The 11,755-nt window shown below is 36.5% G+C and carries 10 protein-coding genes; 6 read left to right on the plus strand and 4 right to left on the minus strand.

Going from position 1 to position 11,755, the window contains the following annotated elements; genetic code table 11:
* Window positions 1-50 precede the first annotated feature (50 nt).
* Window positions 51-1,250 (plus strand): MFS transporter, encoded by a 1,200-nt coding sequence (locus ACNFU2_RS19530; protein WP_373428003.1) that lies wholly within the window; start codon window positions 51-53, stop codon window positions 1,248-1,250.
* Between the two features lie 33 nt (window positions 1,251-1,283).
* On the opposite strand, the gene ACNFU2_RS19535 is transcribed toward ACNFU2_RS19530, so the two are convergent.
* Window positions 1,284-1,664 carry an STAS/SEC14 domain-containing protein gene (locus ACNFU2_RS19535; protein ID WP_273650935.1) on the minus strand — a complete coding sequence of 127 codons (381 nt, stop codon included), beginning with the start codon at window positions 1,662-1,664 and terminating at the stop codon, window positions 1,284-1,286.
* Window positions 1,665-1,775: 111 nt separating this feature from the next.
* Here ACNFU2_RS19535 and ACNFU2_RS19540 point away from each other — a divergent pair, with 111 nt between their 5' ends.
* Entirely contained in the window at window positions 1,776-2,981 is a 1,206-nt protein-coding gene (locus ACNFU2_RS19540; RefSeq protein WP_273650936.1) for an NAD(P)/FAD-dependent oxidoreductase, read from the plus strand.
* A gap of 72 nt (window positions 2,982-3,053) precedes the next feature.
* Here the strand turns inward: ACNFU2_RS19540 and ACNFU2_RS19545 are convergent, their stop codons facing one another.
* From ACNFU2_RS19545 to ACNFU2_RS19555, 3 genes are all read right to left on the minus strand, one after another.
* A complete protein-coding gene (locus ACNFU2_RS19545) occupies window positions 3,054-4,253 on the minus strand; it encodes a vWA domain-containing protein (protein ID WP_418122763.1) in 1,200 nt (399 codons plus the stop codon).
* Between the two features lie 129 nt (window positions 4,254-4,382).
* Entirely contained in the window at window positions 4,383-5,057 is a 675-nt protein-coding gene (locus ACNFU2_RS19550) for an SIMPL domain-containing protein (protein ID WP_306611185.1), read from the minus strand.
* A 150-nt stretch (window positions 5,058-5,207) separates the two neighbouring features.
* Window positions 5,208-6,962 carry an amidohydrolase family protein gene (locus ACNFU2_RS19555; RefSeq protein ID WP_306611187.1) on the minus strand — a complete coding sequence of 585 codons (1,755 nt, stop codon included), beginning with the start codon at window positions 6,960-6,962 and terminating at the stop codon, window positions 5,208-5,210.
* Between the two features lie 157 nt (window positions 6,963-7,119).
* Here ACNFU2_RS19555 and ACNFU2_RS19560 point away from each other — a divergent pair, with 157 nt between their 5' ends.
* From ACNFU2_RS19560 to ACNFU2_RS19575, 4 genes are all read left to right on the plus strand, one after another.
* Window positions 7,120-8,901, plus strand: coding sequence for a tetratricopeptide repeat-containing sensor histidine kinase (locus ACNFU2_RS19560; RefSeq protein WP_306611189.1), 1,782 nt, complete (start codon window positions 7,120-7,122; stop codon window positions 8,899-8,901).
* A 93-nt stretch (window positions 8,902-8,994) separates the two neighbouring features.
* Window positions 8,995-9,729, plus strand: a complete 735-nt coding sequence (locus ACNFU2_RS19565) for a LytR/AlgR family response regulator transcription factor (RefSeq protein ID WP_172276757.1) — start codon at window positions 8,995-8,997, stop codon at window positions 9,727-9,729.
* Window positions 9,730-9,797: 68 nt separating this feature from the next.
* Entirely contained in the window at window positions 9,798-10,337 is a 540-nt protein-coding gene (locus ACNFU2_RS19570) for a lipocalin family protein (RefSeq protein WP_273650941.1), read from the plus strand.
* 101 nt (window positions 10,338-10,438) lie between these two features.
* Window positions 10,439-11,689: a CinA family nicotinamide mononucleotide deamidase-related protein gene (locus ACNFU2_RS19575; protein ID WP_306611193.1), complete on the plus strand. Its 1,251-nt coding sequence runs from the start codon at window positions 10,439-10,441 to the stop codon at window positions 11,687-11,689.
* Window positions 11,690-11,755 lie beyond the last annotated feature (66 nt).

The raw sequence follows: 11,755 nt of genomic DNA on the forward strand, positions 1-11,755 counted from the left end.
TACTATCTCTAAAACAAAGAAGCAATTGAAAGAAACAAAATGATATGGGAATGATAGATAAGAGGATTATACCACTGGCCATTGGTGGTTTGGGGATTGGAACAACAGAATTCACCATTATGGGCTTACTGCCCGATATTGCTAAAACTTTACAGGTAAGTATTCCCGAAGCCGGGCATCTTATTTCTGCATATGCACTAGGAGTCGTTATTGGGGCTCCGATATTAATCGGTTACTCTGTGAAGTTTCCACCTAAAAAAGTATTGATTGTTTTAATGATGATTTTTACTTTGTTTAACGGTTTATCAGCGATAGCACCAGATTACACATCAATGCTCATTATCCGGTTTTTGTCTGGCCTGCCACATGGAGCATTTTTCGGAGTAGGGACCGTAGTGGCATCTCGGCTGGCAGGAAAAGGCAAGGAGGCATTCTATATTTCTTTAATGTTCACCGGGCTTACTATAGCGAACCTGGCAATGGTGCCCCTGGTCACTTATATAGGACATACCTTCCACTGGAGATGGTATTTCGTGATTGTCGCGGTAATTGGATTATTTGCCTTATTGTTTTTAAAGTTCTGGCTTCCTACCATGGAAACAAAGCAGGATACACACTTTCTGGAGGAATTAAAATTTCTAAAAAATAAACAATCCTGGCTGGTATTATTAATTACCGCAATAGGATTTGGCGGACTATTTACCTGGTTTAGTTATATTACACCACTAATGACCATCATTGCGGGCATTAAGGCAAGTCAGATGGCATATGTTATGATTTTGGCGGGAGCAGGAATGGTAGTGGGAAATCTGGCTGGAGGTTTTTTATCAGATAAATTAGGGCCCGAAAAAACATGTTCTCTTTTATTACTTCTGATGATGTCGTCATTGGCAGGTGTATTTTTCTTTTCAGAAAACAGTATTATTGCTCTGGTACTTACTTTTGTATGTGGTGCGTTATCAATGTCTGTGGCTGCCCCGATTAATATTATGATGATGAAAGCCGCTCCAAGAAGCGAAATGATGGCTGCGGCCTTTATGCAGGCTGCTTTTAATATTGCCAATGCAATGGGAGCATTTTTAGGTGGAATTCCTTTAGAACATGGATTTTCGTTTAAATATCCTTCTTTGGTGGGTGTCGGAATGACGTTTATAGGACTGATGATCAGTATACGGTATATGTATTTATACAGATCTTCAAAACTTATAACAGAAGAAATAACAGTGGAATGTATTCCGGGAGATCAATAAAAAAAAGAGGCATTTGCCTCTTTTTTTAATCCTTTATGCTTCAACTTCATTACCGTTCTTACACCAGTAAAGGGCATTGTATACATTTTCTTTAGGAAAAGACTTGAATTCACCGGGCATCAGGACACTGAATATATCGGTGAAATTCTGAACACCTGTGCTATCCGTCACAATAGCTGTACGATTCCATTTAGCAAGGTTTTTTAGTCCCAAAAGTGCGTCTTGTAACCATGCTCCCATGGTAAAATTCTCCAGATCCGTATCTAAATACAACAAATAATTAAGTTCATCAAACTGATCGACCTTTTGTTTTACATGGGGAATAACAAGGTTTTCAAAGTCCTCTCGGGTCACTTCTCCCGTTGCGCTGAACGCCGCAACATTCTCCGGGGCATCTGGAATAATAGTAATCATAGTATATTTTTTATGGTTTGGTGGTATTTCACCAACAATAATTACACCAATAATCGTCCGAAAATCGTTAAAATACTCACAAATATTAGTATTTTAGTTTAAAATATTAATATGGATTTAAAATCGAATGAACCATTTTGGTTATTAAAGAATGGATTGACAGCCTCTTATCCTTCTTTAAAATCAGATGAAGAATGTGATGTATTGATTATCGGGGGTGGAATAACGGGAAGTCTGATTGCCCACCAGATGGTAAAAGATGGATACAGGACGATCCTTATTGATAAACGGGAGATTTGTAACGGAAGCACCTCAGCCACTACTTCTATGCTGCAATATGAAATTGATATTCCACTTTTTAAACTGATTGATCAGATCGGGGAAAAAGGAGCTGTTGAAAGCTACAAAGCCTGTTCAGATGCTATTGATATAATAGAACAGCTTACAAAAGAATTAAAATCAAAGGCCGGTTTTAAAAGAAAAAGATCTCTGTATTATGCGTCAAGAAAAAAAGATATACAGTGGTTGCAGCAGGAATTTGAAGCCAGAAAAAAATACGGATTCGAAGTGGAATGGCTTGATGCTGAAGAAATTCAAAAAGAATTCGGATTTCAAAATACATTTGGAGGAATTGTTTCTAAGCAGGGAGCAAGCGTAGATGCATTCAAATTGGCCCATGAATTATTGGAATTTAATCATAAGAAAGGACTTCTTGTATTTGATAAGACAGAGATGAAAGCGGCAAAGAGTTACAGAGGATATAATCTTGTAAGCACAATAAACGGACCTCAGATCAAAGCTAAAAAGATCATTTATTGTATAGGCTATGAGAGTAAAAGTCTGATCAAAGAAAATTTTGTGGATCTCAAAAGCACATATGCTCTAGTTTCCGAGATTGATGATGATAAATTTAAAAATATCTCCAGTACACTGGTCTGGAATACAGATGAACCTTATATGTATATGAGGACTACTGATGACGGAAGGTTACTGATCGGAGGAGGGGATGAGGATTTTTATGACGCGAAAAAGCGGGATGCATTGCTGGATAAAAAAGAAAAACAGATTCTGAAAACATTAAAAAAGATCAGGCCCGATTACCATTTTTATACAGATTTTGTATGGGCTGGAACCTTCGGGGAAACTAAAGACGGGTTACCTTATATAGGTGAACATGAGAAATTCAATAATTCCTATTTTGTGCTTGGTTTTGGTGGAAACGGGATTACTTTTTCAGTTACAGGAATGGAAATGACATCCCTTTTTATGAAAAATAAAAAACATCCCTTATCGAGATATTTTAAGTTTGAAAGATAAAACCAGATGGTTATGAAACATCATCCACCTGGTTTTATCATTACTATATTGGTGGCTTCCAAGCTGCCAATATTATATAGTATATCCGCTTTTTCTGGCCAATTCCAAGATTGAAGTTTCGATAGCTTTGCCCAGATCATCAGAGTCTGCATTTCCTCTTTTTTTCATTTCGTTATCGATATAGTCCTGTCTTTTTTTGGATAGCCCCTCAATTTCTTTTTGAATCTTTTCCCGTTCGGCAGATTTCTCCGTTACCAGCCTTTTTACTTCATCTTTAGTTTTGCCTTTTAATTCAGCGGGGAGTTCACTTTCTTTAACAGTTGTTATAAAGTTGACATCCTTTTCCGCTTTGTCTACAAGGTCCCAATGATCATTCTTATATGCATTCTTTTTACTTTTGGCTACCGTTCTTTCCACCGCATTGGAAACAGACTGAACTGCTGCATTTTTATCCTGCATGATCTGTTTGCTCTTGTATTCGGAACCATGGCTTCCGTAATATACATAAGTGTCATTGAGTTTCGTGTTATACTCTGAAATTTTAGCATCATATGGTGTTTCCACATAGATTACCTTTCTGTCACTATCGATATTAAAGTACTTTCCATCACCTGTAACAGCTCCATTTTGCCAGAATGACTGGATACCTTCATTTCTGTCACCACAAAATATAGTATTGGTATAGATTTTTTTTGCCTTAGCAGATGAAATAACTTCCTTGTAGTTAATTCTTCCCTGATCAAACGGCTCATTACCGGCAATGTAGATAAGTTTCATACTCTTATCATTTTTATCCCAGTTCAGATTCATAGCCGCATCCCGGATCACGGCACCGCAGTATTCACTTCCACCATTGGTTCTTAATCCAAATAATTTTTCTGAAACCAGATCCAGATCCTGTGTTAGGGGAGTTACCTGGCGGATGAAATTTTCATCGCGAATTCCGTCATTGCCATATTCGTATAATGCAATTTCTATTTGTGGTGCTTTTCCTTCATACTTTAATGTAGTCAGCGTATTTACAATATTCCAGAGTCTGGATTTAGCCTGATCGATTAATCCATCCATGCTGTTCGAAGTATCCAGTAAAAGGGCAACCTGAATTTTGTTATCCCCTGATGATGGTTGTGCAGTATACAAAGAAGGTCTTTGTGTTGTAATGTGCTCAATTACCGAAGGATTGCTTTTTCCCATACAACGTGTCTCTGTAAGGCTATTAGAACTTAAAAAAGCAGCACCTATACTCAATGTTAAAATTTTTAAAGTTGTCATTATTTATATTTTTAATTGTTTATTTTCTATACTAATGAATTTGCAATGTTTTGGATTTTACCTTAAAGGAAAAATTGATGACCCTTTAGTTTGAACAAAGGCAACTGCGGATAGCTGCCTTTAGCATTTTTAAAGTATCTCGTATCTGGTTTTAATGCTGTATTTCAATTTGATATTTTCAATATTTTCAAATGAATAATCAACTCCTGCATCAGCTTCCATTTGTACATTACTGGATTTTCTCATGTAGGCAGACATTGGCATAATAGTGTCACTTGTATAATCCTCGATCTCTATAATTTCTAAAGGAGCTCCGGTTTTTTTACCCATGCTTTCCAGTAAATAATCCGCTTTTTCTTTAGCTGCCTTTAATGCATTTATTTTTACGGTTTTTCTGAAATCTGCAATTTTGGTATTTTTTACCTCTGCAATATTCAGGTTGCTTACCCACTTTTGATTTAACCCTTCGAATACCTTACTGAGGTTGGTCTTAGCATTTACCTTAAACTGAAAACTTTTGGTGAACTTGGTTGTTTTTGAGTAAAGATTCTGATACATTGATTTGAAGGTGATATCCTCATTCTTTACCCCATTACTTTTTAAAGTTTCGAATAATTTCTTTTCATTGTCTGCCAGCTCATTTTTGTTGTCGGCCTTTATTCCGATGTTGAAGATGATTTCGTCCGGCTCTACTTCCATTTCAGCAACTCCCGTTACCTCAATTGCATTTTTCTTTACTTCCTGTGCGTTTATTAAACTTCCTGCTGTAAGGAATCCGATTAATAAAAAATGTCTCAATTTCATAATTTCTTGTTTTAAATTCTGAAGTAAAATTAGCCCGATTGTAAACCTGAAATGGAGAGACTTGGTGAAATGAAGTTTTCACTTGGTGAAATGACAAAAAAAAGACAGTTCACTCGAACTGTCTTTTTATTATAGGTATTTAAATTCTTTTTAAGGCAAGAAAAAGACCTTTGAAATCTTATTGTCTTTTATTTCATAGATGGCAGTTGCTTCTACTTTTCCGTTTTTCCTGATTCCTGAAACACTTTCTTTATCCATGACAAAATTCCCTTTGATCAGCCTATTGGTAATTTCACAATGAAGATCCGGCAATTTGTCAAACATAGCGCTGTAGGTTTTTCTCATGGCATCTTTTCCCTTGCTTATTAATTTATCAGGGAAAGTATAGAGTTCGACATCGTCGGCATAAGGTTCTAGAAATGCATCTATATTTCTGGCATTGTATCCGTTTACCTGTTGCTGGACAAGGATTTCCGGGGTAATTTTTAAAATTTTATCAGGCTGTATTGGCTGTCCGTTTTTGAAAATCATTTCTATCTGGGTAAGATGATCCAGATTTTCAGTGGGATCTGCGCGTAAAAGAACCATATCTGCTACTTTACCGGTGTTTATACTTCCCGAAATATTTTCTTTATTAAAGATCTTGGCTGGATTAATTGTTGCAGACTGAATGATCTGCCAGTTGTTCATTCCACTTTCTTTCATTGCTTTTAGCTCGGCAAGAAAGGAAGTAGCATGTTGGGTGGCAATGTTTCCCGCATCTGTACCCGCTGCAATGGTTACTCCTCCGTCCGAAAGTCTTTTTAGATTAATGATTCTTACAGAATCTTTCTTTCTGGCGTAAGCGTTCAGCTGAGGTAGGTTGAAACGCTTTTTCATCTTATTAATCGTTGTGGAGTCTGCAGAATCTGCTAAATGTTGAAGATCATAGATAGATCCTACTGTTTGTGGATTCGAATTCTCCAGTTCATAGGTATTGTATTTCTTTTTCTGGGCATAGGTTTTAAAGTAATTATCCATCACCGTGAGTGTCGGGCTGAGTACTACTTTTTTTGATTTAAGAAGTTTGATAAAGTCATCTGGTACAACTTCATCTTCCACATCATGCACTAAAAAGTCGGCTCCATTTTGTACGGCAATCTGTGCGGTAATTCTTTCCGTAGCATGTACTGCAACTTTAAGGTTGTTTTTGTGAGCTTCTTCAATAATAGTTTTAATAATAGGCTCATATTTTCTTGCCATGGCTTCTATTTCTTTCGGGTCTGCCATAACGATATACCATATTTTGATAAAGTCGGGTTTATAGGGAAGTTGCTCCTGAACCATTTTGCGTCCCTCTTCACTGGTTTTCACTAGTTTGAAAGGCTCATTTTTATCCAGGTTTTTAAAAGCTTCGGGCTCGTAGGTTGTAATAAGTGGCCCTGTCATATAAACAGAAGGCAGAGTAGGATTTTTTGCAAATGAATCTCTTAATTTCAGAAAGTTGAAAGTAGCCCCGGCATCGATGACGGAAGTAATTCCATTTTTAAGATAACGCAGTAAAAAATCTTCCATATTCTGATGTACCCAATCTATTTCTTTTTCATAAGGGATCTGCTTTCTGAGATCAAATGCATCCGGTCTCGTATATAAGCCTCCGCTCTGGAAGAAATGAACGTGGGCATCCGTCATTCCCGGCATCAGAAATTTACCTTTTCCATCTATAACCGTCGCATTTTTAGGGATTGTTACTTTATGCCCCGGTTTGATTTCAGAGATCATGTCTTTTGTAACCACTACGGTTTGATTGGGAATCATTTTTTTATTCATCACATCCACAACCGTTACATTCTGAATGTAGGTTTGTGCATGAATTGTCTGGGTAAGAAAACACAGAAGGGACAGTAAATACAAATAGGTTTTCATGAGTTTCTTTTAAGAGATTTGTAATTCACAAATATATGAAAACAGGTGTATTGATTATTATTTCTTTTAAACTTGGTGAAATATACGTTTCACTTGGTGAATGGTAAGAGACGATACCTAAAGTTTTACTTACTTTGCATAATAGATTTGGATACAAGTGAAATTACTTTTTAAAATTATATTACTCATTACCTTGGCAATTGGAAGTTCTTTTTTTGCCCAGGATTCCATGAAGGTTTCTAAAGTACTTAAGTCTGCCTCCAAAATTAGAAAAGCGGTTGATAATAATGATAATAAAACGGTCGCGGATACCTATGTCGGTATGGCAAATGATTATTACGGGCAGGGAAATTATGCAAAAAGTGAAGAATACCTGATAAAAGCAAGGAATCTATACCAAAACCTAAACGATAAAAAGAACCTCGAATTTGTAACCCGAAAGCTCGCGCAGTCCCAGGAAAAACAAAATAAAATAAGTCCGGCCATCCTTAACTACAGCAGAGCAGCTGATATCAGCTACTCAAAGGAAAACAAAAGCATCAATACCAACGATGTTACCAGGCTCTCGTCACCTTCTAAGGAAGAGAGGGCGGAAGCGATCCAGAGCAATATTGATATCAGCAGGAAAGACAATGAAAAAGCAGATCTGGCAGCCAGTTACAGTCAGTTAGCTGATGTAAACATCCAGCAAAACGATATACCTAAAGCTGAAGCGAATCTTAAAAGTGCTTACACAATTTCCAAAAAGCAGATGGAACCTCAGCAGGCTCTGGAAATTAATCAGAAGCTGACCAATTTTTATGTTGAGAATAAAGATTTTGATAAAGCCATTGAAGCCAAGAAGAAAGTTTTGAAAGAGGACTTTGTAAAAGATAATTCTCAGAAAAAAGTAGAGCAGATCCAGGAGCTCGCTGATATTTATATAAAAAAAAATGACACAAAAAGTGCTATTGAAACATTGAAAAGTGCCTACAATATTGCACTGGAAAAAGGACATACGCTGGAGGCCCAGAAAAGTGTAAAAAGATTGGACAGTTTGTACAGTGTTTCCGAAAATACAGATGAATCGGTAAAGCTATACAGGGATTTTCTCGGACGATTACCGGATCTTGTTTCAAAGGACAGAAGTCTTGTTGATAATAAAATTCTTGAAGACACCGAACAAAGAATAGCACAATTAGAAAAAGAAAGGGAATTAAAAGATGAGCTGATCCGCAAAAAGAATGCATTTAATTATAGCCTTATAGGAGCCTTGGTTGTATTGGCAGGATTGGCAGGCTTCATTTTATGGACCTTAAAGAAAGTTCAGATCAAAAATAAAAAAATAGCTTTACAATCCCTTCGCCGGGAAATGAATCCACATTTCATTTTCAACAGTTTAAATAGTGTGAATCAATTCATCGCCACGAATAATGAGTTGGAGGCGAATCAATACCTGACAAAATTTTCGAAACTGATGCGCGGTGTTATGGAAAACTCAGCAGAGGATTTTATTCCTTTCCAACAGGAACTCGATCTGTTACAGAACTATCTGGCTCTGGAAAAAACACGGTTTGCAGATAAATTTGACTATGAAATCAAGGTGGATGAAAGTCTGAATTTACAGAGTCTACTGATACCCGGCATGCTGATCCAGCCTTTTTTGGAAAATGCGATATGGCATGGGCTACGGTATCGTCAGAACAAAGGATTTTTACAACTGAATTTTGAGAAGCAGGGTCAATATATGATAATAACCGTTGATGATAACGGAATAGGTATTGAAGAAAGTAAAAAATTGAAAACAGAACATCAAAAATCAAGGCAAGGAAGGGGGATGAAAAATACGATGGAAAGAATTACATTGTTAAATGACCTTTATAAACAGGACATCCACTGTACCATAACGGATAAAAAGAATGAACAAGGTGTAACTGTACAGATCCGCTATAAATTATAACTTTTTCAGGATTATCTTATCTAATAGACGTTTGTATTTCAACTAAATATTATATTTTTACATGTAAACCGGACATTATCCGGATCTGTATCAATGAAAATAAAAGCTGTTATCATAGATGATGAGGTTATTGCAAGAGAGGTTCTAAGGAATTATCTTACAAAATATTGTCCTCAGGTAGAAATCCTCGGTGAAGCCGAAAATATAAAAGATGCCGTTCCTCTGATCGCTGAGAAGCTTCCGCAGCTTGTTTTTCTGGATGTGGAAATGCCATTCGGGAATGCTTTTGATGTCTTGGAAGCTACTAAGGATTACACCTATGAAACGATCTTTATAACTGCTTTTTCTCAATATTCCTTACAGGCTCTTAATAAGTCGGCCAGCTATTATATTTTAAAACCTATAGATATCCAGGAGCTGATTCTTGCCGTCAATAAAGTAGCAGAAAGCCTTGAAAAAAAGGAAGAGCTGAACCGGAATAAAATACTGTTGGAAAATCTCAAAGTAAAACCTGATAAGCAGCAACTTATCCTGCCGACATTACAGGGATTTGATGTTGTGAAAACTGAAGAAATAGTAAGACTGCAGGCAGATGGAAATTTTACCCTCGTTTATCTTACAGACGGAACCAAAAAGATGGTATGCAGATTTTTAAAACATTTTGATGATCTTCTTGAAGCTCCCTTTGTCAGAGTTCATCGTTCACATATCATCAATACAGGTTTTGTTAAATCATATCACAAAAGCGGGACTGTTACTTTATTGGATGATGCTGAAATTGAGGTTTCAGGGACATTCAAAGAAGCTTTTCTTAAAACCTTTTCTTAGCTTTATGTTAAGGGGAACCTAAAGGCATCATTTTTGGACTTTTTTCATAACCACAAACTTATATTATTATGAAAAATTTTCAGAAAATAGTTATTCCTGTCTCGATAGGAGTTTTAGGATTTCTCATTTTTAATCAATGTTCTGTAAGGGTACCAAAAGGTGCTATGCCTGTCACCCGTTTTGATTCCGGAAGATACCTGGGAAAATGGTATGAAATTGCTCGCTTCGATTATAAGTTTGAGAAAGACATGGACAATGTTACGGCAACCTATTCCCAAAATCCCGATGGAAGCATCCGGGTAGATAATAAAGGGTATAATTATGTGAAAAAAGAATGGAAAGAGTCCATAGGAGAGGCAAGGTTTGTAAAAGATAAAACGGAAGCCCGCTTAAAAGTTTCTTTTTTTAAACCTATTTGGGCAGGCTATAATGTGATTGATATCGATGAAAACTATCAGTATGCCTTAGTAGCTGGAAACAGCTTAAAATACCTGTGGATATTATCCAGAACGACTGAAATCCCGGAAAGCATAAGATTACGGTTTTTAGAAAAAGCAAAGAGAATAGGATACAATACGGATGAATTGATCTGGGTGAAGCATAATTAGCAAAAATGCTGATTTGCCTAAAAAGATTTCTATAATAAACATTGCCGAGGCCACAGATTTTTCCGTCATTTGTATTAGATTTTTTTTCAAGAATGTACAATATGGAAAATGCTGTTCTCATTACTATCGGAGACGAGATCCTTTCAGGAAATACAATAGATACCAATTCTAATTTTATTGCTACTGAACTTAAGAATATAGGGATAAAAGTTTCACAGATTTTCACGATTTCTGATGAAATTGAAACTATTAAGGATACTTTACATGCTGCTTTTGAGATAGGAGACCTTGTTATTACAACAGGTGGGCTGGGTCCTACAAGGGATGACAAAACTAAAAAAGCGCTTGCCGATTTTTTTAATGATGAAATAGCTCTGGATGAACCGACTTTCGAACATTTAAAAAAATATATGGAAAAAAGAGGCCGTCTGGAAATTCTGGAAAGAAACAGAGAACAGGCTTTTGTTCCTACTAAATCTACAGTTTTCCAGAATCAGTATGGGACTGCTCCATGTATGATGATGAAGTATGGTGATAAACTGAGCTTTAGTCTTCCCGGAGTGCCTTATGAAGTAAAGCCCCTGATCAAAGAACAGATTATTCCTTACCTAAAAAATACTTTTAGCTTACAGTATATCACCACAAGAATTGTTTCCGTAGTAGGAGTTCCTGAAAGTATTTTAGCGGATATCATTGAGGATTGGGAGCTTTCGTTACCTGAGAATCTGGCTTTATCCTATCTTCCGGTGGGAACCCGCGTGAAGCTTCGCCTTACAGCATCTGGACATGATGAAAATATTCTGAACAGACAACTTGAGGAAGAGATTCAAAAACTCTTTCCATTGGTAGGTGAAAATATTATCGCTACTACTGAGGACAAAATTGAGAAAATATTAGGGGAACTTTTGGGTGAAAAAAAACTTACGCTTTCCACGGCCGAAAGCTGTACGGGGGGAGAATTGGCAAAAATGATCACTTCGAATTCAGGAAGTTCCAAATATTTTATAGGTGGAATTGTTCCCTATGCAACAGAAAAAAAAGTTGAAATTTTAAAAGTTTCTCAAAGCACGGTGGACGAATTTACGGTTGTAAGTGAACAGGTAGCTGAAGAAATGGCAAAGGGATGTCAGCGCTTATTTGATACGGATATTTCCATTTCTACAACTGGAGTTGCCGGACCGGGAAAAGGAGAGGATGGAAAGGATGTAGGAACCGTTTTCTATACAATCAGGATTCATGATCAGGCTCAAAACTTCAAACTTTATATGCCCCATCTGGAAAGACTTGACTTTATGAATTTCGTTTCACAGAAAATTATTCAGGATTTGGTGAGCTTGCTTGTAAATAATTAGTTAAACTTTTCTTTTTTTTAATTTTTTTTTAATTTTAAATACAACAGTTTTTCACACTTTTTGAAT

Source organism: Chryseobacterium sp. PTM-20240506, from assembly GCF_048296755.1.
Taxonomy (GTDB): domain Bacteria; phylum Bacteroidota; class Bacteroidia; order Flavobacteriales; family Weeksellaceae; genus Chryseobacterium; species Chryseobacterium proteolyticum.

Coding starts and splice junctions, on each gene's coding strand:
- ACNFU2_RS19530 (WP_373428003.1), top strand. CDS start 51: ATGATAGATAAGAGGATTATACCACTGGCCATTGGTGGTTTGGGGATT.
- ACNFU2_RS19570 (WP_273650941.1), top strand. CDS start 9,798: ATGAAAAATTTTCAGAAAATAGTTATTCCTGTCTCGATAGGAGTTTTA.
- ACNFU2_RS19535 (WP_273650935.1), bottom strand. CDS start 1,664: ATGATTACTATTATTCCAGATGCCCCGGAGAATGTTGCGGCGTTCAGC.
- ACNFU2_RS19565 (WP_172276757.1), top strand. CDS start 8,995: ATGAAAATAAAAGCTGTTATCATAGATGATGAGGTTATTGCAAGAGAG.
- ACNFU2_RS19555 (WP_306611187.1), bottom strand. CDS start 6,962: ATGAAAACCTATTTGTATTTACTGTCCCTTCTGTGTTTTCTTACCCAG.
- ACNFU2_RS19545 (WP_418122763.1), bottom strand. CDS start 4,253: ATGACAACTTTAAAAATTTTAACATTGAGTATAGGTGCTGCTTTTTTA.
- ACNFU2_RS19550 (WP_306611185.1), bottom strand. CDS start 5,057: ATGAAATTGAGACATTTTTTATTAATCGGATTCCTTACAGCAGGAAGT.
- ACNFU2_RS19575 (WP_306611193.1), top strand. CDS start 10,439: ATGGAAAATGCTGTTCTCATTACTATCGGAGACGAGATCCTTTCAGGA.
- ACNFU2_RS19540 (WP_273650936.1), top strand. CDS start 1,776: ATGGATTTAAAATCGAATGAACCATTTTGGTTATTAAAGAATGGATTG.